At 35.5% G+C, this 22,597-nt stretch carries 19 protein-coding genes and 4 pseudogenes; all 23 read right to left on the reverse strand.

From position 1 onward, the window contains the following. Positions 1-232: hypothetical protein (locus AC075L_RS12080; RefSeq protein ID WP_476387714.1), on the reverse strand; the 232-nt coding region annotated here is incomplete at its 3' end. Between the two features lie 715 nt (positions 233-947). After that, positions 948-2,885 (reverse strand): P-loop NTPase fold protein, encoded by a 1,938-nt coding sequence (locus tag AC075L_RS12085; protein WP_476387715.1) that lies wholly within the window; start codon positions 2,883-2,885, stop codon positions 948-950. Next, positions 2,885-3,049 carry a hypothetical protein gene (locus AC075L_RS12090; RefSeq protein WP_476387716.1) on the reverse strand — a complete coding sequence of 55 codons (165 nt, stop codon included), beginning with the start codon at positions 3,047-3,049 and terminating at the stop codon, positions 2,885-2,887. Before AC075L_RS12090 ends, AC075L_RS12085 begins: the two co-directional genes overlap by 1 nt. Positions 3,050-3,390: 341 nt before the next feature. Continuing rightward, positions 3,391-3,471: pseudogene (locus AC075L_RS12095) on the reverse strand (sugar phosphate nucleotidyltransferase); the annotation flags it as partial. Positions 3,472-3,755: 284 nt separating this feature from the next. Beyond that, positions 3,756-4,946, reverse strand: a complete 1,191-nt coding sequence (locus tag AC075L_RS12100) for a winged helix-turn-helix domain-containing protein (RefSeq protein WP_476387717.1) — start codon at positions 4,944-4,946, stop codon at positions 3,756-3,758. A gap of 428 nt (positions 4,947-5,374) precedes the next feature. Beyond that, complete coding sequence (locus AC075L_RS12105; RefSeq protein WP_476387718.1) at positions 5,375-5,707, reverse strand: hypothetical protein; 333 nt, start codon at positions 5,705-5,707, stop codon at positions 5,375-5,377. An 80-nt stretch (positions 5,708-5,787) separates the two neighbouring features. After that, the gene (locus AC075L_RS12110; RefSeq protein WP_476387719.1) at positions 5,788-8,037 is read right to left on the reverse strand and encodes an AAA family ATPase; all 2,250 of its coding nucleotides are present in this window, start codon (positions 8,035-8,037) and stop codon (positions 5,788-5,790) included. A gap of 141 nt (positions 8,038-8,178) precedes the next feature. Further along, a complete protein-coding gene (locus tag AC075L_RS12115) occupies positions 8,179-9,081 on the reverse strand; it encodes a sugar phosphate nucleotidyltransferase (RefSeq protein WP_476387731.1) in 903 nt (300 codons plus the stop codon). Positions 9,082-9,129: 48 nt separating this feature from the next. After that, positions 9,130-9,651, reverse strand: a pseudogene (locus AC075L_RS12120) (VanZ family protein); the annotation flags it as partial. Between the two features lie 208 nt (positions 9,652-9,859). Continuing rightward, entirely contained in the window at positions 9,860-10,681 is an 822-nt protein-coding gene (locus AC075L_RS12125; RefSeq protein ID WP_476387720.1) for an acyltransferase family protein, read from the reverse strand. Between the two features lie 16 nt (positions 10,682-10,697). Then, positions 10,698-12,140: an oligosaccharide flippase family protein gene (locus AC075L_RS12130; protein WP_476387721.1), complete on the reverse strand. Its 1,443-nt coding sequence runs from the start codon at positions 12,138-12,140 to the stop codon at positions 10,698-10,700. A gap of 68 nt (positions 12,141-12,208) precedes the next feature. Continuing rightward, positions 12,209-13,027, reverse strand: a pseudogene (locus AC075L_RS12135) (glycosyltransferase family 32 protein); the annotation flags it as partial. Positions 13,028-13,074: 47 nt separating this feature from the next. Beyond that, positions 13,075-14,055 (reverse strand): DUF6625 family protein, encoded by a 981-nt coding sequence (locus tag AC075L_RS12140; protein WP_476387722.1) that lies wholly within the window; start codon positions 14,053-14,055, stop codon positions 13,075-13,077. Next, complete coding sequence (locus AC075L_RS12145; RefSeq protein ID WP_476387723.1) at positions 14,036-14,764, reverse strand: acyltransferase; 729 nt, start codon at positions 14,762-14,764, stop codon at positions 14,036-14,038. The genes AC075L_RS12140 and AC075L_RS12145 overlap by 20 nt, the downstream gene beginning before the upstream one ends. Before the next feature lies 1 nt (position 14,765). Beyond that, positions 14,766-16,043, reverse strand: coding sequence for a hypothetical protein (locus AC075L_RS12150; protein ID WP_476387724.1), 1,278 nt, complete (start codon positions 16,041-16,043; stop codon positions 14,766-14,768). Positions 16,044-16,047: 4 nt separating this feature from the next. Beyond that, on the reverse strand, positions 16,048-17,112 hold the full coding sequence (locus tag AC075L_RS12155; RefSeq protein WP_476387725.1) for a glycosyltransferase: 1,065 nt from the start codon (positions 17,110-17,112) through the stop codon (positions 16,048-16,050). A 51-nt stretch (positions 17,113-17,163) separates the two neighbouring features. Then, the gene (locus tag AC075L_RS12160; RefSeq protein WP_476387726.1) at positions 17,164-18,375 is read right to left on the reverse strand and encodes a glycosyltransferase family 4 protein; all 1,212 of its coding nucleotides are present in this window, start codon (positions 18,373-18,375) and stop codon (positions 17,164-17,166) included. Between the two features lies 1 nt (position 18,376). Beyond that, complete coding sequence (locus AC075L_RS12165) at positions 18,377-19,381, reverse strand: acyltransferase family protein (protein WP_476387727.1); 1,005 nt, start codon at positions 19,379-19,381, stop codon at positions 18,377-18,379. Further along, on the reverse strand, positions 19,368-20,480 hold the full coding sequence (locus AC075L_RS12170; RefSeq protein ID WP_476387728.1) for a glycosyltransferase: 1,113 nt from the start codon (positions 20,478-20,480) through the stop codon (positions 19,368-19,370). The genes AC075L_RS12165 and AC075L_RS12170 overlap by 14 nt, the downstream gene beginning before the upstream one ends. 55 nt (positions 20,481-20,535) lie before the next feature. Further along, positions 20,536-21,384 carry a glycosyltransferase family 2 protein gene (locus AC075L_RS12175; protein ID WP_476387732.1) on the reverse strand — a complete coding sequence of 283 codons (849 nt, stop codon included), beginning with the start codon at positions 21,382-21,384 and terminating at the stop codon, positions 20,536-20,538. A 32-nt stretch (positions 21,385-21,416) separates the two neighbouring features. Further along, a complete protein-coding gene (locus AC075L_RS12180; RefSeq protein ID WP_476387729.1) occupies positions 21,417-21,881 on the reverse strand; it encodes an acyltransferase family protein in 465 nt (154 codons plus the stop codon). A gap of 30 nt (positions 21,882-21,911) precedes the next feature. Next, positions 21,912-22,385, reverse strand: a complete 474-nt coding sequence (locus AC075L_RS12185; RefSeq protein ID WP_476387730.1) for an acyltransferase family protein — start codon at positions 22,383-22,385, stop codon at positions 21,912-21,914. Next, positions 22,385-22,597: pseudogene (locus AC075L_RS12190) on the reverse strand (radical SAM protein); the annotation flags it as partial. The gene AC075L_RS12185 and the pseudogene AC075L_RS12190, both read right to left, overlap by 1 nt.

Genomic DNA, 22,597 nt, shown 5'->3' on the forward strand with positions numbered 1-22,597 from the left:
ACTTTAAAACTTCTATGTTAATATCACACTGTACCCCACATTTTGAATTATTGCTATTCACCTCATGAATTGATTCAGACTCAACTATTCCTACTGAGTTAAAATATACTGCTAGCTCCAAAAAACAATATGTTTCATTTGTGGTATCTTGAAAATATTCTTCTAAATACAAACATTTCGTATGTTTTCTAGCTTTTATATATTGATGATAATACGTCTCAATATCCTTCATTTTTTTCACCTCATTTTTTCCCAATTAACTCGACTATTCTCTATATACTCTTTTCTTTGTTTATTAACATTCCCCATACAACTCTTAATGTTATACTTTACATTTATCAAAGTAACAATTATCCAATGTGTTTACATTCATACATTATCACAAAAGTAGAAACATATTCCAACCAACAATGCCATATACTCTATCCAGCATTAGAAAAATGTATATATCGTTCCCTTGATAAGTATATCGACACTTTTCTAGTCTTTCTTGGGTATATCAAAATAACATCTGACTGTTTCCAAATATACATTTCTATTATACTGCGGATTTTACTTCCTTGCATAACCTTTTGCTTGTTGCAAATATATTATTTCTCTCTATGGCTGTCTTGGTTCGTTTAAATACAGTTTTTTCCCTCGCAGGTTCATATAAACATTTTTTAGGGTAGTCTTTCCACCATACTACTTGAAATCACCTATCCTCAGCAAATAGGATAACACCTCCAGCAACTTCTCCTTTGATATTATCTCCTAATACGAATAATCCAAAAATTCAATATGATCCAGCTTCAAAGGACTGCTCCCATTTGCTACCTCACGTTCCATTATTCTGTTAGATTTCATTTGTCTGTTTTTCCTTCCCACTTCTAGAAATTGTGTCCAAAAGCACTAAAAAAGGGCAGCAACAAATCTCTCGACTTATAACTGCCCTAACGCTGTTTCTACTAAATTTTATATATTGGTTTCTCTATAAGTTCCAAATATTCCTGTAATTTGCTCTTTAATTTTACAAATGCCATATTTCTGGTTATCTTCTCTTGACTCATCTTCTCAACATCAATATTATACAATATACATTTTATATTCGAAGCATCTGATTTAAAGAATTCATTCAAGTTTGAAAAACTATATACTTTTCTTACACCATCCATAAAATTATAAATATTGATAACTTTAGCATTTTGTAATTGGGTAATAAATTTCTCCGGCTCAATATAGTAGAAAAATTTATTATCACTTATGTATTCTTCTCTATGTTCTTCGCACCTTTTTCCAAAGGTATCATCCCATGCTTCGTGATTACATAGAAAATCATTATTTCCCTTTTTTTCACCCTTTTCTTTATTTTCCAAAATTTCAAATAAAGGCTTAACTATTTCATTATACTTCTCAACAAACTCCGCATTATCGCTTAAAACTTCCAAATATCGAAGTTCAAACGCTTCCGTATATACCTTTAATTTCTGTTCCATCGGTTCAACAAAATCTCTATAATCAAAACAACTAATTCCTTGATATTCCATTTGCATAAGTGTGACAATTATTTCCTTAAAATATCTTGGATTGTATTTTTGTCCTTGTAATTCAAGCAATATATCAGAAATAATTTTTTCTATATCCTCGTCTTCCAACTCCCACCATGAATGCAATTTTCTATATTGTAACGATTTTTCCAGTTTATCCGAATCATCAATAATTTTTTGCTCGTTTACATTTTCCAATATTACCTTTTCAACTTCTTTTTTATCTAACTTACACTGCAATAAATAGTCATCAACAAACTTGTATCCATATACCCTACTTTCGTAAACATTTTTTCTATCATAGTACACTATTCCAGATTTTGAAGAGTTATTTGCCCATGAATAAACAACCTGTCCCAGCTTAATTTGAATTGCGGAAATCATAGTATATCTCAACACTCTATCCAATTCAGACTCAATATACGTATGTGGTTCAAACTCAATACCATCTGCAATACTATAAAATTTATCAAATGCAATTAAGCCAAAAATCAAAGTGCGGATATTGTAATGTCTTTGTGCTTCAAAAATATTTACTATCTTTTGCTTGTGCTCCAACAAATATTGTTTTGTTTTATCTTCCTTAATATATTCATCAATAATAGTCATAAACACATCAGATAAATTAGGTTGATAGTAGATTGTCAATCCGATTAGTTTTTCTTTAACCTTTTTATAAAAAATATCTTCTGAAAAAAGTTGTTCTGTTCTCCTTATTAACTGTTCTTTTGTATAACTTACTTTATTTTCCTTTGAACTACCCTTTTCATCTAAATTAACTCTATCATCTAATGCTATTTGATATTTATGTGAAAGCCCTTTAGAAAAATTCATTTTTCCAATCTCGGCTTGATTCGCTACCAAAATAATTTTTATATCATTATGCTCAACCAAATTATTGAGTATACCAAGTGTTCGATTTACTTCTATCTCACAGCGCTCTAGGTCATCAAAAATAATTATAGATTTTTTCAATTCCTTTAAATCAGATAGTTGAGGTAAATCCTTAGAATCCAAATTAAAATATTTCATTCCTGCAGCAAACAATTTCGATGTAAATGAAATCCCTTTCTCAAGCATTTTTCCTTTATCTTCACCCAGTTTTTCCTCTATAAATTCTTCTACTATCGAAGAATAAATTTCATCTACAATTTGATTAGAAGATGACATGCCATACAATGAAACATAATATATTCTTTTTTGCGGGATCATCTCCTGTAACCTGTTTAGTAATTTGTCTTTAACAAAAAAAGTTTTTCCTGACCCCCATTCACCATCAAGCAAAATAGCTTGACAGTATCTTTCATCTGAAACATATTCTAGTATCTGATTAATAACATCTTCATCTCTCTTTACCATCAGTAAATTTCCCTTCCTAAGACATATATTGTTAATAATTCTCCAATTATATTTCCTGTCTGAAACTTTACATCATCAAACAAGAGTGCCTGAAACAAAACATCCCCCACATTCTCTAGCCTGACCATCCCATACTCTTTTTCCGTAAAGCCTTCAATCTGCATCCCCTGTATGGCAGTCTCTTTCCTCGCCACCAGACAATGCGTATATAATGCCATGATATACTTGTCAGACATAAGGAAGGCGTATGTTTCGTTCCCTTGATATGTATATCGGCACTTTTCCAGATTTTCTTGCGGTATATCTTTGCCAATACCTACCTGACTATTTATACAACAGGTACCTTTTTCGCACTGATGGCTACAGGGCTTAATTACTTTATCAACTGTCAGGGATTCCCCCTTGTGGGAATGTTTACTGTACTGATCGACGCAGGATGTAAGGTATTTCATGGGGTCTGACCCCGAGAGGCTCGCGGAATATCGTTAATGTCCTGGAAAGCATAATCCACCGGCTCTAACTGCTTGATTCCTGTTCCGAAGCGGCTGCCAATACCAGCTGCCATGATAAGTAATGTTGTTTTCATAATTCTCCTTTCCATACCTTGTAGCGCCCAATGTGCCTTCCACAAAATTTTATGTAATTATTAGAGCAGCGCCAGTAGCCTATGCTCTCGTTTTCGTTTATAGTTTCTTTAGAAAAAAATCATTTCTTCTTCATGGGGTCTGACCCCAATGTTCTTTCTGAGCATTGCGGTGTCTTTCTTTCGTTTTATCTACTATATATTGTCTATCCCTGCCCGGATGCATTGACCATTTTCTTATGATTTTTAAAAATAATACTTTATAATTGTATTCTCTAAAATCCCCCCTAATTTTTCGTTTCTGTTAAATTGTAACTTGTACCTGTCCCACTTGAGCCAACAACATGCACCATTCCAGTCTGAACAAGTTTTCTAATACTTTTTGTCGCCGTTGCTTTTGAAACACCGATACCTTGTGCAATATCATTGAGTTTTGCATCATAATGCGATTGCAAATAATCTATCACCTTTCTATCAAGTTCATTTACAATGTGTTCTTTACAATAATCGGATAATTTTGATATATGTATATTTTTGTCTTTTTCATCAGCTAAATAAACTTTTTTTAGCAACTCATAAACTTCTTTTAATTCATTATATATCCCACTGTTAATAGATTCAGGATTCATGCTATGGACAAGTGCATTACGATATCTTCTAAACTCATCTATCTTTAAGCAAATATATTCATCAAATATTCCTCGACTCATCAAAATATCTAATGCTGGAAAAATCAGCATGCGTTTACGCTGATATTTATATATACTATTATCATCTAACAGTTCTGCAGCATATTTATTAATCAGTGATTCCAACCTATTATAATATCCCAGGAACATTTTAAAATCATCCGTTGACATATTTCCAGCGTATGCCTGATCCATTTCATCTTTTATTGCCTCGCCTTTTTGCTGAAAAGCTTTCGGATCACACACAGCCCAAACAAAAAGCGTTAAAGAAACAATAGATATAGCGCCTAATACGCCAGTATCAGCCATCAATACAGAAAACAGTTTTTGAGATAAATTGTCATATACATTAAGTATTACAAAACACAAAAGAATGGTCGCAAGACAATTCACAGAAATTCTGATTATAATATAATAATACTCATTTTGAAGTTCTGGAATATAATCCAGTAAAGTCTCATCGTTCGTAGCCATATTCTTCAATCGCGTATCCGCTATTGTATATGCAGCCAAAATTAATGCAAACAATGCAGCCGTGACTTGCGCCAAACAGGACATACCATATAAAATTTGATTTTCATTTATATAGAATAGTGGCGGTACAAATATTGACGCTATTGTTGTAATGACAATAACAATACCAATTACCCACAAATGAAACACTCGCAAAATATTTAAAGGAGTTAGTTTCTTCCAAAAATCTGTTTTTATAACTATATTCATCTCCACCACTTCTTCCAAAATATCTGTTCTATTGAACAAACTGCATATTCTCGTTCTTGCTGACAAACAATTTACTTCTCTACATTTCCCTTTTACTATCCTTCTATGGGTTATCAGCTATACTTTCTGTTTACACACTACAGAAGAAAATGCAGGTTCTCTCCAGTTGATATATATTCCCTGTATAACATGAATAGTTCCAACCAACACCACAGAGGTATATAAAATCTCACCATAACGATAAATACATATGTTGTCTTCCATCCAGGCCACGATGTCGACCCTCTGGTGACTTTGGGATTTCGGTGGTCAATAGCTATCCCTGTTATCTTGCTGTCTACGCTTAGCCTGCAACGTTACCGCGGCAGACTTAAGACTCGCTTCAAATGCTGTGGTTAGCAGCTTATTTAATGGGGCTTCCACCCACCGGACTATATACCCTTACCTGGACGCACGGTCTGACCCCAATGTTGGATTTTTTCTTGGGTTCTTGTTTATTTCAGTTTTTCCAGAATCTCGTCCGCGCTCATACCGCTGGCTAATAATCTCCTAACCACACTCTCGGCTTCTGCCTTCTTAGCTTCTTCAGCAGCCTTAGCATCTGCCTTGGCCTTCTTCGCTTCCAGGGATGCCACTTCTTTTTCGGCCTTCTTCAGAGCAGTCTTCTTCTCCTTCAAATCAGCCTTTAAAGTGTCAATGTTTGCGGTGATGGATGCGATCTCAGTATTCAGAGATGCAATAGTCTCCTGCTTCTCTACGATCTGGGATGCATAGTCTTTGGTGATATTAGTTTTGGGACGGTTTTTGCTGCCTTTCGTTCTGGGCATTGTGATAACCTCTTTCCTTTTATAGTGATTTAAGTATAGTACTGTGTTAAGGTAAGGGCAATATAGGCTTAATTAATGAATCATCGCATTTCTGCTCTCAATTGCATCAACTTGCTTTCAATATCAGCAACTTCCTTTTGTAGCGCAGCTTCGGTTATATCTATTGCTGGCTGGAAAATATTCATATTTCCCTCAAAGTGATTAAACTCATTCAACAATGTTTTTCTTGAAGTAAAAAACACCCTATTATTTCTCGCCTTGTCTTTTTGTTCCTGTGTTGCCCCTACCGCTGGTCTAAATGCCTTCTGAATAATATCCGCCAATAAAAGAACTTGTCCTTCTGTATGAGGTATATTAAAAATATTCACCAGTTCAGATTCAACTTTCATACGTGTATGATAATAAATCAATGTTTGTATCAACGTATCTGCCAAAAGGGGATACTCTTCTGCATCAATAATATCAAGCCCCGCAACTGGAGCATTTAATATGTCTGAAACAGAGATTATCTCTGTCGGCTCCACCTCATACCCGAAAGTCTTTTTATAAACATCAGCTATATCGAGCGATCCATTTTCAAAACCATGCATCAACCTAGAAAGTTGTCCATATAAATCTTCAGGATCGTTCATAATATGGATATATCCCCTCAAAAAGGGGATCATCGCCATTAAAAAAAGTCTTTTATCATGAATTATCGATTCTAATGTTCCGTTTTTATTTTGAAAAAGCTTTACCAAATCAGATAGACTAATTAGTATATTTCTTTCATCTTTTTTCACCGGCAAGAATCCATTTCGACCACCATCCACATTATTTAAAATATACAAATTAAAACAGTCTTTCAACTGAACATTTAGCAATCGTATCAAATCTGTGTTATGGGTCAAAATAATTTGTTTCTTATTTTCGAGAAATTTTATAATGCAAAAGACAATTTTATTCTTATATACCGAATCAAAACTCGATATTGGATCATCCAATACAATAAATTCTTGTCGTGAATGTCTCGCAAGAAGAAGTGCAAATGCTAGAGATATAAAATTTTGCTCACCACTGCTTAAATGCATTTCGCTTCTATCCAATCCAAGGAGTGCCTGATCATCTAGCATTAGCTTGAAATTATGATCACTGTCATCATCTCTTGTTATTCGAATATTGCGTCCGATATTCTCGCTAATAATTTCTTGAATGTAAAGCAGTTCTTCGCTGTCTAATGTTGGTTGTGCTTCTAATAAAGTTGAATACTCGTCCCACCAAGAGTACATAGAAGTCGGAATAAACACATTAAACAATGCAACGATCATTTCATCTACTATTTCATTAACACAGCTTAATATTGCTTCTCGAAGACTTGTAATTGGTTCTAACTCTCCATACGAAATAAATGCCAAAACTGTATTTTTGATTTCAAAAGGATCGCTCACCCCTAATTTTGAATCCATCGCAACATCTTTTAAAAGAGCTTTTGTTTTCACATCCAAGCTATCATAGATTCGCTTTCTTCTTTCTTGCTTTCTTTGAAGTAGTGAATCTCCATCAATGTGGTCGTTATCACAAACAATGCAGCTATGCAAGTGTTTGTACTTTCCCAAAATATTTATTGCATCATCATTTTGTTCAATTTCTTGTACATCTGCGTTCGCAACAATCTGTGCCAAATCAATTTGCAATAGACATTCTACAATTTTTACATTATTTATAACAAATTCTCTTTTCTCTCTATTAATATCTACTAGTCTTGGTTGTTTCTGCACATCACGAACATAAGTTAAAAAAAGACTCCTATCTATGTTTTTACCTTTTGATTGCTTATTTACGATATCTCTAACAAATGTATACGCTTCTGGGTTTCTGTCATGCATAACAGACAACAAATAGTCCGATACTTTTGTCGTTTTATAGTCATTCTTATATTCGGAATTTAATTCATTGAATGCTGTTTCAAATCCGTCTGCTATCTTCTTTTTCAGCACATATTCCCGCTTTATGTCCTGCCCAATCAGGTAATCGGATGTCTCTCCCTCTATAACATTACGGCTTATTTGATCACCAATAGTATGAAACGCTTTTGTTTCCGGTTGAATAACCTGATTACCATTATAGATTGCTTCAAACGATAAATCTTCTCTTGTTTTTTCATTGCCTAATACAGCTGTTAATGAACTTTTCCCTGTGCCATTAGGCGCATATACGACCGCAATTCCTCCTGCTGCTTGTGGTTGCTTTTTAAATTCAATTACATTATATCCATTTACAGAGAAACTTTGAAATTCTGGTTGAAATATACTTTGATTCTTTATACTATTAAATTCTAGTTTCATCGCCATTTTGTATATTTCCTCCTTTGTTCAACTGCAACTTTCAACATTTTCTTGCATCTTAGCCACACTTTCATGTGTTGCCTGCTGCTCACCACGAAGAGGTGTGCAAAGTTTCGAGCAACACAGGGAGCTTACGCTCCCAGTATATTATAAATCACTAAACAAGTCAGCCTTATACACGCCGTTCTCCAGCATTTTTTTGAAGCTGTCCTTTACGGCTGTAACGTCCTCATGGTAGGTCATACCATACCAAGTATCGTTGGTTTTCAAAACCTTCACAGACATCTTGCCCTGCTCCAATAATTCTCCAATAAAGATGGGGATCAGGTACTCTGCTTTCAGAGGATTGCTGGGTACTTCCTTCTCGAAAAACTCTTTGAAGCCTTCCTCCAGCACATCCAAGAACTCTGGAGTCAGGCCCCACATATTCATAGATACAAGAGAATTCACATCCACAGCCATGCCGTCTGCCTCTGCTCCGGTTGCAGTCTTCACAATATTCTTTGTTTCCACAACCTCAGTCAAGTTTCCATTCTCATCCATCTTGCAGATTCCACGGGTCACACCGCCATTATCAGACAGCGTGTTCTTCAGCACAAAGCCTGCCATGCAGGACTTGCCACCATTCACCAGATACTCATGTACGGCTTTGAAACCTTCTTTGCCATAGTAATCATCTGCATTGATGACGATGAACGGGGTCTTGATGACCTTCTTCGCTGCAAGCACGGCCTGACCAGTTCCCCACGGCTTTGTCCGGCCTTCTGGCAGAGTTCCCGGAATATCATTGATATCTTGGAAAGCATAGTCAACAGCTACATTATGAGAAGAACAAATGGAGGCAATGCGATCGCCGATAACCTCTTTGAATTCCTTCTCAATGTCCTTACGGATAATAAATACTACATGATTGAAACCAACTTCAATCGCATCATGGATTGAGTAGTCCATGATGATATGTCCAGCATCATCCACTGGCTCCAACTGCTTAATTCCCGTTCCAAATCGGCTGCCGATGCCAGCTGCCATAATAAGTAATGTTGTGTTCATATTTTTTCTTCCTCTTTTCATTATTTTTTGTTGCATAGCCCAAACAGCTACACCTATAAAACCGCCAAGCGTATTTTGGAAAATATCCGATAACTGAAATGTTCCTACTCTAAAAAAAAGCTGGCATATTTCAATTAAACATGAAAAGCCAAAGGAGGTCTTTACAATATTAAACAAGATTTCCTTGTCCAAACCATCTTGTTGACAAAATCCTAGCACTCCAAAATAAGCAAGTGGGACAAACAGAAAAACATTAAGCATCCCTTCCGTATTTAGGGTGCCATCTGAAGTGAAAACTCCCCATTCCCCAATTATATTTTCCCACGGACATTGCCATATACTGCGACAAATCAAAGTTCTAGACAGCACCATAAACAGGATGGTAAAGAATGCAAATTTATATCGAGTGATCTTATCCGTTCTAAGCATATGCCACTGATGAATAAGGCACTTCTTTAATCCTTTATGTTCTACTTCGGGCAAGGCGATCATACATATTACTGCGAAAATCAGCCCGAATCCTAAATATTGATATATACTATAAAAAACGTCATCAGCTACTGCTTGCATCTTTTCCTTTCCCTAATGTAATTGAATAGTATAGCAATTAAAGTCGCACTTCCTGCGCAAATAAAGAAGGAATACGAAATTATGGTAATCTTCCTTATACAAAACAAGTGCACACAATGCCACAAAGTACATATGGACAAAATATATTGTTCCACTTAAGTTTCTTAGTTTCTTATAAAAATCTCCATGAAGTTCCATCTTTGGACATTTATATATAATCAGGCAGAAGTAGCATGAAAAAGATTGGAAGGTCAAGCATCTGGCTGAGGTACTGCCCCCCCCCGATAAGGCTTATAGGAATTTTTATTAGATAAGCAAATAATGCAATCTTTCCCTTGTGAAGAATTTTTGTCAACTCACCTGACTTCTCAATGTCAGCAATATACATACCCAAAGAAACAAATACTAACGATTGAAAGAGACCATTTCTTGTCGTCGCAAAGATTGAGAAATAAATATTAACTGGAAATGCTAATAATGCCGGTAGCTTGTCTTGATGCCCCCCAAAAGCGGTAAGAACTATACCAACAAGATATGCCACTGATCCAAAACCTACAATCTTTTCTATTGAAATTCTTCTTGATAAAATATCTATAAGAATCAAGGCGAAGATTAAACCATTGAGATACCATAGCGCCCATGAATAAAAATTATCTCCCACGAGGATATAATTCCGAATACAAAGAGCTGCATATTCTACTGTTTTATTTCCTTCAATAAACCATCCATAAACTGTCAATGGCAAATATACGATAGACCATATGATATAAATATTAAAAATCTTTTTTATGCGGTAGCCAAGTTTTGTATGCAAATCTTTTTCCGGTTGTTTAACAATCAAGAAATATCCAGTACATGCATAAAAGAACGGTACTGCATAATTTGATATATTATAGTACACAACTTTGTCTAAGAGAACACTAACAGCTTGAAGTGGTCTCGTGTGTATCCCAATTACAAGATATGCACACAAAAATTTTATCAAATCTATCAGTTTGTAATCTTTATTGCGTTGCACTGCATCCATCATCCCACTTTCTTCATATTTAGGCCTTATGTGAGATTTTCCCTTTCACTTTATTCACAATCTCGAATATCAAGGTATTCTTCATAACTAAGTTTACTGCTGTGTATGCGATAACACCACATAAAATCTCTAATATAAGCCCAATAGTATTTGGCAATTTAAACTGCATAATGATGTAGACACTCAATGTCATCACTGCTGTACTAATAAGCCCCTTCGTCAATGCTTTCATATTAATGGTAAATTTCACCTTTTTCTTCATATAGATGAATTGAACAGCATTTGTGACCAGTTCACTAAATACAGAAGCTATTACAGCACCATTTTGAAGAAGTGTAGGAATTAAAGCTGCATTCGTTATAATATTTATCACAGATGCAGATGCTGAAGCAGGCAAAATAATCTTTTCGCTCTTTGTACTATAAACAAGCTGGTAACAGAACAAATCTCCAAAGCCTTTGATCAGAATCAGAGGACACATCAAGCGTATTGTTAAAACAGCGGGTTCAAAGGCCTCGCCGTATAAGAACTCAACTGCTTGCGGAGCAACAAGCGCCATTCCTACTGTCATCGGAAAAGTCATAAAACATAGGACTTGAAAACCTTTATCTAATAATTTATAAAATCCTTGTCTGTCATTGTCATAGTAATAGCTAAGTCTTGGTAGCAATGTAGCAGTAATAGCATTCGCCATAGTCAAAACCATTGCAATTGTCTTCTGTGCGTATGTGTAGTATCCAACAGATTCATCCGTCGCCAAGATATTAAGCATTGTCACATCAATTTTATTGTAAATACTCGATAAGAATATAATACACGCAATCAAGAGAACAGGTTTCATATGGCGTTTTAACTCGATTCTAGAGAAATCAAGTGCGACATATTTTCTTGCGTTCAGAACATTAAAAACATAATTTCCGCCTGTGGCCAAACTAGATATAAGCGCATATATTACATAATCTTCCCTTGTTTTCACAAATAAAAATAATGCCAAAAGAGAGAGGCCTTTAATAAGTAAGCTTCGCCCTGTAATATATCCATATTCTTCCAGGCCCTGATACATCCAGTCAATGTTAAGATAATTAAAGGCAATAGAAAGACCACAGGCTACATAAAGTGTCCATTGTCCATTAAAACCCTCATTAGCAACAACTAGACCAATGAATCCAACAACTGCCAAAGTTGTCGATATAATATTCACAAGTAGGAGCTCGGTGAACAATTTGTTTCTTTCATGTTTTTTTTCTCTAACTTTTGCAAACTCTCGTACTCCATAGGATGGCAATCCAAGTGCTGCAAGTGTTACAAAATAGGAAACAATATTCTGTGCAGAAGCCACTTTGCCAACGCCAACCGGCAGAAGAATCCTTGAGACATAAATAGATGTAGCAAAAGGAAACAGGATATTAGCTATTGTATAAATTACGTTATATATTGAATTTTTAGTTAATGATTTTTGCATTATCTTTTACGGACTATTGTCCAAGAACTCCTTCCATTATTTAACATCGGATTTCTACACAGTCAACCTTATTGGGACTTTTTCACCATCTTAGTTATCTTTTTTTCTACTCTATACGGCAAAGAAATAATCTTAGAAAACATATGAGCAAATCCATATCCAAACCGTTCTGTAAGATTCCATTCTATATTCTGAAGCTTTCTTTCTTTTTCGTTAATCCAAGTCATTGAAAATTGATGAATACTTACAGTTTTATCTGTAATTGTAATCTTCCCCGTCAGTGGTGACTTCGGCGAAAACACCTCTTCTTCATAGACCACAATTCCTGCATCTAAGTGTTGATACGTTCTTCTTGTATCATCTAGTCCATATTCTTTTAGAATTTCCGTTTGATAATGCGGACACGCAATTAAATTCAGTGTTCCATCTTCGTTATAAAAGGAAATCCTATCATATAAATCAAGAATCTTTTTCAAAGCTGGATGGCCTTTCTCTGCACCAAATCCCAATCCAAACGCCACAGAATTCTCATAGCTTCTTCCTAGTTTGTCTAGCAATGGGTCTCTCATTTCCCACCCACAATACATTCTATCATTTAAAAAACTATCAAGCTTCTTTACTAACTCAACATCAGTGTCCATATATATGCCACCGTACTTATACACAACATCAATTCTGGCATAATCAGATACAAAAGCCCATTTTTTTTCTTTATAAGCTGCTTTCATATATTCATTGCTATTTACATCGTAATTATTTTCATTCCATTCTATTATCTTGTAGTCTGGACAATACTTTTTCCATGATTCAATACAGCGCTTTGCTTCTTCTGGAAGAGGATTCCCTCCAAACCAGCAATAGTGTATTACTTTAGGTATCATAAATTCATCCTCGTCTTCCTTTTACTATTAAATGACTAGGTCACAATATATATTCAGATTGTCTTTCTAACGATCTGCTTCCACTTTCTGGTTACCCGCTTCTTATAATTATCAATCCAGTACAAATATGGCCATCCGATTGTTAACAAATGTAGTTCGCTACGATTTTTCGGCAACTCTTGCTCAACAAACCTATCTGGTAAAATTTCAAAGCATGCATCTTGTACAGACGCTTTAACACGCATTTTACGCATTTGGAGATGAATATAAGCAAATTCTGTCTTCACAAGTTCACTACCATTCCACTCGATTCGCAAAACATTTCCATTATTCCAATAATACCGTGCCTTTTTATACGTTTCATTAACAAAGTCGTGTTTAGAAACATCATAAAATGCTCTAATAAATTTTGCAGAAAAGATAGAAGGATTCATGCTTAAATCCTTTTCGTAAATCCTTGCTCCATCTTCACGAAAAATACTATGAACATTGTCATGACCATTACAGTCTTCATCGAACACAAATATTTTGTCCGTTGTAAATGCTTCTTTATATAAAACGCGTCCTTTAAAAGACTTCATAAAGCGACGATTATTATCATACGTATTTTTATATATTGTCAAATGTCCCGCAGCGAACAATTTATCATAGTCCTCGTTCAACAATGGTGTAACATTTTTTTCGAGGTTTCCAAAAATCAAATCGCAATCACAATGACCCCAGTAATCAAAATCCTTAATGTATTTCTCAAACAGAAAACCATAGGCAGGTTTGTAATCACATAATTTATACGCTGATTCAAGTACAATCTTAAATCCAAATTTTTCGTTAGCTATCTTACGTATTTCATCAAGTGTAGTTTTAATAACATGAACATTTTCTGGACAGACATAATTAAATTCATTGTCAGTAAAAATCATCCATGTGTATGTAGGGTTAGCCCCACATGATTTAAGAAAAAGCGGGAAATAATTATTAAATTGTCCAAAGTACGGTAAAATCAAGACACATCTTTTATTTTTCTTTCTCATCATCAAAACAATACCTCATAAATTCTTCATAATTTGAAAATTCAGGAGCATGTTCTTCCATATACTCAATTGACTGCTTTTCTGTATTGCCTAGCTTAAGCTTATTTAAAAACACATTATTTATTAAAACGCTACTTTTTGTTTCAAACAGCATAAAGTACTCATGAAAAACCTCTGGATCGGGCCGACGTTTAAAACGCTCATAATACCTCTGAGCTAATTCTTTCGCTTCAGCCTTTTGTTTAGCGTAACGTTTGTCAAAGAATTCATTAATACTCATCAACTTTCTCGCTGGAACGCCCGCATAAACGCTGTCAGACTCGCAATCCTTTGTAACTAGACTCCCTGCTCCAACCACAACGTTATCGCCTATTTTCACATTTCTTTCTATAATTGTATTCATACCAATAAATACATTGTTTCCTATTTCGACTATACCACTAGCTCCAAGGATTCCCCCCCCCCCCCGACAATTTTTAAGAACCGACCATGAATAATCGTGTGTTAAAATTTTTACACCCTCAGTAATCCTTACATGATCACCAATAGTAATCATCCACGGATACTGCTCATCAATTAGCGTCTTTGTCGGGACATATATAATGCAATCGCTTCCAATTTTCATTCCTATCGATCTTAAGTGTTCAATATAAGATGATGATTCTGCCTTATACCCATAAGCAGCCTTTCTCAAAATGCTTTTTATATTCACTTTAGCAATCCTCCTTAATTTCGTTGCTATCATACTGCATTGCTACAAAACCAATTGCCATTCCAAAATAAATTATATAAGCTGTATCCACTCGAATTGCTGAGCTGTGCCACATCAAAAAAATCATAGCCACTGCGAAAATAGCACTTGTTGTCATATACGGCCGGCTCGCATTAGAATACCTTTTCAATTTTGCCAACAATGTAATAATCAATGTAACAAAGAAAAACACGTACAACCCAAAACCGATAATTCCACATTCTAGATACGTCCATTGATTTGTAAACCAACGATAATTATAATCTCCATAGGCTCTATAAAAGTCACTCTGAAAAAAAGAGAATGTAGATGTATCACAATTACCAATACCCAAACCAAACCACTCTTTAATCGGAGTTCTCAGGAATAAATTATTAATCACTTGGAATGATCCGACACGTGGAATTCTATACCCCTCATCAAAAGTCGCAGTTGCATAATCCATAAAATTCTTTTTATTAAAAAGAATATTCAACATATCCGGTGCCAAACGATCAACCAAATTGATAACAACCACAAAGCCCAGTAATAAACCAACTAGAATACCTAACTTTCTAACTGTAAGACCTTTTTCAACATATTGATTAATCAGTGCTGACAAAATAATGCATAACACGGCCAACATTAACATCATCTTTTCCTCAGCCATTGCACCTAGCATAAATGTAGCCGCAATAATAAACGCAAATTTTTTGAATGTAGTTTTTTTAGCAAAATAAAGGCTTGAGTAAAAGCATAAAAGCAACAGGCAGAATGGATTCAAGCCACCACCGCCCCAAAAAATTCCTCCACCAAAATCATCGCTAAAAAGCCCAAGGACAAAATACTTATATATACCAACAAGCGCATTAAATATTTGTGACGCAAAATAAAATCGAATCACTTTTTCGACATCATCAAGTGTAAAAAAGAGAATTACTCCAAAAAACAATATAAAATAGCGGCAGAGATTTCTTATTCCCCAAAAAATGAGCAACGGTTTTACATAATTTATTCCAGCGCCAACCATTAAAAACAGCAAAAGTGCAATCAAAATATAGAGAAGAGGGGCGCATCGATTTTTAATCTCCTTAATATACTTTGCTTCAAAGTAAAGCAACATCAAATTCAAAACATCACACAAATAGAATGTTGAAAGGCTAATACCAAACAAACTATACGCTACAGAGAACACAATGCATGCGTATAGTATCCAAAATATACACTTCTTTGGTGTAACTATAAATAATTCTCTTCGCATGCTTTTATCTCCCTAAATATTGTTGAGCTCTTATCAACACGATAGTGCTGAAACTCATCTTATGTCTAATACAAAAATGAATCATTCTTCTTGCTCTTGAAAAACTAGCATCTGGTACCAACCGTACAATTTCTTGAACCATCTTATTTGCGCACATTTTGGAAATCGAACGATGGATTTCTTTAACACCAATTTCTTTTACACAATTGACTTCGCTTTTCATACAAGCAAGCAAGTTATCCAAAAAAGGTCTTTTAATCCTGTATCTCACTTCATCGCTATAAACATCTGATGCACATAATTCTTCTAAATGCAGTTGAAATGCGACAAGCTTTTCAAAGCGATCCGGCTTATATACATGTGTAAGCGACTGGTCATTTTCGCAATAATAATAATATGCCTTCTGTACAACACTAACACTATGTACATTCGGCATGAGTTTCATTAGCGAATACACATCTTCACTAATATACTCTCGTTCGGAGACAAAATGGAAGTTGCATTCTACCAATAGTTGTCTTCTATATAAGCAACTCCATGCACTCATTAACAAGTCACTGGCTGTTCCTGTTTTAGGATCTGTACAAATTAACTCTGGTAAAAATTTTGATAAAACTTCTTCACCTTCATACTTTTCCAACGGTGTTTTTGGAATAAATGTTTTGGTAATATTCCCCTGTCTATCGACGTCATGATGTCCAAATTCAATCAAATCTGGATTATCGGAAATTATGACTGTATATAATTCTTCAAACAGTCTTGTATCAATATAGTCATCACTATCAAAAAAAACAATATAATCTCCAGTAGCAACATCTAAGCCAGAATTTCTCGCCTCACCCAGACCAGCATTTTTTTTATGTACGACCTTAATACGATCATCAACTTTTGCCCAATTATCACACATTTGTGGGCAATTATCTGGAGAGCCATCATCAACAAGAATAATTTCAAGCTTTTTGTAGGTCTGATTCATGACACTATCAAGGCATCTATTCAGATATTTTTCCACATTATAAATTGGCAGTACAACACTAAATTTAATTTTTTCTTCTGTTTGATTCATCATATTCTCCTCATAGATGCGCTAAACTGTATTTTTCATACAGCAGTACTACAATTACATATCGTTAACAATAATTCTATACTTCTCATCCCATGTTAGCTTACTGTTCACATATTTATAACCATTCAGGCCCATCTGCTTTGCTAGTTCTTTGTCTTGTCCCAGTGTTACAATTGCTTTGCAATAGTCTTCCTTGATGTTGTCAAGTGCCTGTTCCGTATTTATAAATACACCGCAGTCAACTTCCTTTAGCAGTCTACAGAAACTTGTATCAAATGCAACAATTGGCACTGCATATGCCATTGCTTCAAGTAGCACATTTCCACTTGTTTCTCTAAGACTCGGTAAAACAAAAACATCTGCCTGCTGATATGCTTCAGCAATTTGATTCAGCGGACGGTTACCCATTAATTTTACATTTTTTCCAATATCACTATCTGCTATTTGTTTTTCAATTAATCCACGATCATCGCCATCACCAAAAATCAAGAGTTCCCAATTCATATCTGTAGGCATCAAAGAAAGAGCGTCAATAAGAAAAGCTATTCCTTTTTTTCCAATCAATCTTCCTACAAAAACGATTTTGAAAATATCGTTGTTTCCATTCCGAATAGGAAGATTTTTGTATTCATCTCTTAATGCCAACTCCGGCATTAATGGCACATCTTTTCCTACGATGCGAGAAATTTGCTTTTGAGTTTCATTATTTATGCAATATATCTTATAATATGAGCGCAGTGCTTTCTTATAAAAGGGATTCCATGAACAGCTCTTATTTACAAACTCTCTAAAACTCGCAACCAGTTGATTCTTTTCATAGACCTTCAAGGGCCTTGGTGTTACCTGTGCACCACCCATTGGTCCCCAAATCACCTTTGCACCTTTAGCCTTATATAACTCACTTGGGATTCTGTAATCATTCATAGTAACATGATGAATTACATCAAAACGGATTCCTGAATGTTTAACCCAAAGCCATGCCCAATGCTGCCATAAAATATAATACATATGATGAAAAGCGGAATGCTTTTCTCTGAACCAGTTAAGTGCATTAGGGACATCAACAGTAACTAATTCGACATGTTGTATATTAAATTCTTTGAGACCTCTTCTCGTGTCCTTCTCATTGAATTTCTTAGTAAGAAGGATTATTCTATCTCCTTCTTTATAGTTTTTCTCGTACTGTAAAACCCAATTCCAACCAATACTATCCTCTGAACCCTTATAAGGGTTCACGCTATATGCAGAAATAAGATAATTCACCATTTCACCTCCCAAGAATCAATGTTGAAAGCATATGATTTTTTCTAACGACGTATTTTGACAGAAAAATCGGAGCAATCAATCCAAAAAACAGCATCATCCATGCGTATACTAAATAATCAAATCCTAAAATTTTGCCACATACAACAAAAATCGCCTGCTGCACATAATAGCCAATCATATATATATCCATTCCATAATCACCTAGCACCATCCATAGCTTTTCTCCACAATGGTAATGTTCAATCTGCACTGCAATAACAAAAAGCAGAAATACGCCAATAACGGTTACTGCAGTTGCCAAAATCCAAGACTGAGACTTATAAATACTAACAAACGCAAGCATCATATATCCTACGGAAACAACCGCTATTAACACTATTCCTTTTACTGACATGAGTAGTTCGGAATTCTTTATTATTTCAAAAAGATACTTTCTCACAGCACCGCCCATAAAGTAAATCCATGCGTAACTCAGGAAAAAGCCAACAATATATCCAGACTGTTTTAATACAACAGTGTTTAGCATATATAGTACAAACATAACACCCGCTAAAACCGTACGACTCACACTATCAAATAAGATTCCCAAAATAGAAATAACAAACAAAGCATACAGAAACCAAAGACCACCATTCGGATTGTTTCTTCCAATTAAAACATCTACTGCAAGAGTAGAATAATTAAGTGGATTCCTTGCAAATGCTCCAAATAATAGCTTAAGAACGGCTGTGACCACTGTTAAAAAGAAATACGGCACCATCAGCCGCTTAGCTTTTTTTACAATAGCTTGTTTCTTTTCGCTAATGCTACGTCTTTTCTCGCCTTCAAGAAATCCGCTAATAAAGAAAAAAGCTGGCATATGAAAACAATAAACAAAACTTTTTATAAAACCCAAAATAGTAGGCATTTCTGTCGGATTAAAAGAATGTCCAATGACGACACAAAGCACAGCCATTCCACGCATTATATTTATTTCATTAAAATATTGTTTTTTACTTTTTTCCATTGTCAAGCCTTTCTTTTTCTATCTCTAAAAATTGTTCTACCCTTTGTTTTGTAGAAAGTTTGTATCTGTATTTCATACAGTTTTCAACATACATTTCACTGTTAGAAACCACATCATTCAAATTGGATTCATCCCACTGTTTCTTCGCAATACCCAGCTGATATTCTTTGATATAGGTAGAATTTAGCGGAACATCCGTAGTTACAATGGGCGTTCCAACTGCAATCGCTTCTACAATGGAAATCATATTGTTGTCTTTCACCGTATTAACAAGCAATGCCTTTGATTTAGACAAAATCGGGAGCAGTTCATCGTGTGTCATCTTTCCAGTGAAAATCACATTCGGAGCAATTCCCAGAGTCTGTGCCATACTCTGAAGTTTTTCCTTCAGCTCTCCTTCGCCTATAATGTATAATCGGCATGTAGCATTATACTGGTTCAGATACTTGGCAAACTTTTCAAGGATTCCATCAATTTTCTTTCGTTCAATCAGTTGCGAACACACCACGAAACTGTTATCTTTCTCAGTAGATGCTTTAAACTTATCGAGGTTGACACCATGATCAATTACTTTTACATCCGTATTTTTGCAGTATTTCTTCACAAAGTTTCTTGCCTCTACTGAGCGTGCAACAACCTTTGCATTTCGCATGAAGAGCCTTGCTATAACTCCGTACCAAATCTTTGAGGGTATTTTCTTCATAATGGCATTATGCTTTGCAAGTTCATGCCAGATAATTGTCTTGTCTGGTGCTACTCGATATGCCATCAAAGAGTTCAGTGAGAACACTTCGCTTGTAATAATCAAATCGTATTCTGTACGATGTTGTTTTACATACTGATACGTCTCTGGCATAAACGGCAAGCAGTGCGGCATGCAGACTTTTTGGCACTTACACTTCCACCACAGTACCTCAAATGGATATGTTTCGCTTTTTGTCGGTTTGAACGGCTCTCCTCCAACTAGCGTTACAGAATGACCCATTTCATGGAACGCCAAGCAAAAATCATACATCATTGTGTCTTTTATTGATGCAGTTCTTTTTATATTTTTTGTTTCCGATGTGTACATAATCGGATTAATAACAAGTACTTTCATTAAATATCTCCTATCATCTACTGACAGAAGACATTTAGTTACTTAATCAATCGAATTACTGTGCTTTGTTCCATCGGGCGTATAAGAGCAATCCCCCCGGTATGCACACTGTTGCAAGAATTTTATGTCTTGATTTGCGAATCAAGTCAATAACTTTGACTCCCGCAAATCTTCCATATACAATATATTGTAGTCCACCTTTGATTCTATATCTTGTCTTTAAGTCGGACTCCATGAATTCCTCGGCTCGATGCATACACCCAATCGGCGAAGCGATATTATGCTTGCGACGATTATTGGTCAATCCACCTTCGAGATAATTTCCAACATAAATGGCCCTATTAATATGTACCATCTCATATTCTCTGGCCATTCTAACCCAAACAAGGTCTTCCCCAAGAAATTTCTCATTCGGGTATTCAGGAAATGGGAATTCCTTCAAGCAATGTGTTTTGAACACCTCTGCCTTATCTGCGCCGGTGTCATCACCATTTACGCGCACATCAATATAGGAACCTATTTTTTCATTTACATCAAACTTCTTGCCATTGACTTTACCATCAGGGAATGCTCTAAGAAACGCATATCCACAGATATTGTTTTGTGACCTGTATTTCTTGTGAATCTTCAGTATCGACTCAACTGCATCATCTGTCACACAGTCATCCGAATCAACTATAAAGGTAAGCTCGCTGCAAATGGTCTGTATTCCTACATTTAAAGCAGTGTGTTTTCCGCCATTGTTCTTATAAATATATCGTATTGGAAAATCACTTTTTTCTTGTAACTGAGTAATTAGATCTTTCGTACCATCAGTACTTCCGTCATCAACTACAAGCCACTCAAACTCTTTTACAGTTTGCTTTTGTAGCGAATCCCAGAGGCTTTGTAATCCCCCCCCGATTAAAGGTAGGGGTTAAAACTGTTACTGTCATTTTATGCTCTCACTTTTCTAGCTAAATTATCCTGGACAACCTTCAACACACTTGACAAAAGTAGTGTTAGCCCAATCGTCCACAATACAATTTCCAAGTTACCTACTTGTTTTCCTTCCGCTGTCTCCTTTTCAAAGAAATAAAGAATAAACGGATGGATGATATAAATTTCATAAGATATTGTTCCTAACCAAATCAGAAACCTTTTCTGTATCTTCACTTTTTTCAATAATTCAATCAAAGGAACAATAAATGCAATTGTGATAATATTCCGAAGAACCGTCTGAAACAATTGATTATCAAAACCTAATATGCTTAGAACAAGCCTCCCAGTAAAAAGAACTACAAACATTGTGGCCACAATAAATTCTTTTTTCAAAAAATTTGTTTCAAAACACGCAGCTATTTTTTTCTCGTGTTCAGCCCACAGAACTCCGAGAGGCATTCCAATAATGGATGCATACATCTCATCTCGTGGGTTAACAAAAGCACTAATTTAAATATACGCAATTGTTATGCCTACAAAGCAATATGTTCCCACATCGATTTCTGTATGTTTAAACACTGTGTAGAACACAATGTATGCAGCTATTATCACCCATATAAACCAAAGTGGTTGAATATATCGAATTGTGAATGCTTCAGCGAATGCTCTTGCAGGTGTCTGCCCCCCCCCGATAATTTCTAGCCCTATCCAGGTGATTGCGACTATCACATAGGGAGCAATAATATTCAAAAGTCTTTTAGACAGAAACCCTTGAAGATAATTTTTCTTTTGCAGTAACCCACAGGTCAATCCATAGCCGGACATAAAGAAAAAGAATCCAACAATCGGAAACGCAATGTACCAAATCGGTTTCACATATACAGGTAAATTTGATAGCCGAAACGATATATGATGCAACATAATAACCATTGCTGCAATTCCTTTACAGCAATTCGTTGTCGTCCTATCCAATCGACCACTCATTACTTCGTCTCCATCTGCTGTGCGATATCGGCATCCACGATTTCCTCGCCGGTCTTATGCTTCAGCTGTTCCTTGGATGCCTCACTCAGACCATTGTTGATCACGCAGTTCATGTCGCAGGTGCTGCACTTATCCAGATCCTCTTCGGTAACTTTGCCATCACGGTAGTCACGGCAGATCTTCAACTCGTACATGCTGTACGGATGCTTGGT

The organism is Blautia sp. ZXY-1-B12 (assembly GCF_056339915.1).

Coding starts and splice junctions, on each gene's coding strand:
- AC075L_RS12090 (WP_476387716.1), bottom strand. CDS start 3,049: ATGCAGATTGAAGGCTTTACGGAAAAAGAGTATGGGATGGTCAGGCTA.
- AC075L_RS12185 (WP_476387730.1), bottom strand. CDS start 22,385: ATGAGTGGTCGATTGGATAGGACGACAACGAATTGCTGTAAAGGAATT.
- AC075L_RS12115 (WP_476387731.1), bottom strand. CDS start 9,081: ATGAACACAACATTACTTATTATGGCAGCTGGCATCGGCAGCCGATTT.
- AC075L_RS12110 (WP_476387719.1), bottom strand. CDS start 8,037: ATGGCGATGAAACTAGAATTTAATAGTATAAAGAATCAAAGTATATTT.
- AC075L_RS12160 (WP_476387726.1), bottom strand. CDS start 18,375: ATGGTGAATTATCTTATTTCTGCATATAGCGTGAACCCTTATAAGGGT.
- AC075L_RS12170 (WP_476387728.1), bottom strand. CDS start 20,480: ATGAAAGTACTTGTTATTAATCCGATTATGTACACATCGGAAACAAAA.
- AC075L_RS12125 (WP_476387720.1), bottom strand. CDS start 10,681: ATGATGGATGCAGTGCAACGCAATAAAGATTACAAACTGATAGATTTG.
- AC075L_RS12140 (WP_476387722.1), bottom strand. CDS start 14,055: ATGATGAGAAAGAAAAATAAAAGATGTGTCTTGATTTTACCGTACTTT.
- AC075L_RS12180 (WP_476387729.1), bottom strand. CDS start 21,881: ATGTATGCATCCATTATTGGAATGCCTCTCGGAGTTCTGTGGGCTGAA.
- AC075L_RS12155 (WP_476387725.1), bottom strand. CDS start 17,112: ATGATGAATCAAACAGAAGAAAAAATTAAATTTAGTGTTGTACTGCCA.
- AC075L_RS12150 (WP_476387724.1), bottom strand. CDS start 16,043: ATGCGAAGAGAATTATTTATAGTTACACCAAAGAAGTGTATATTTTGG.
- AC075L_RS12130 (WP_476387721.1), bottom strand. CDS start 12,140: ATGCAAAAATCATTAACTAAAAATTCAATATATAACGTAATTTATACA.
- AC075L_RS12085 (WP_476387715.1), bottom strand. CDS start 2,885: ATGGTAAAGAGAGATGAAGATGTTATTAATCAGATACTAGAATATGTT.
- AC075L_RS12105 (WP_476387718.1), bottom strand. CDS start 5,707: ATGCCCAGAACGAAAGGCAGCAAAAACCGTCCCAAAACTAATATCACC.
- AC075L_RS12165 (WP_476387727.1), bottom strand. CDS start 19,381: ATGGAAAAAAGTAAAAAACAATATTTTAATGAAATAAATATAATGCGT.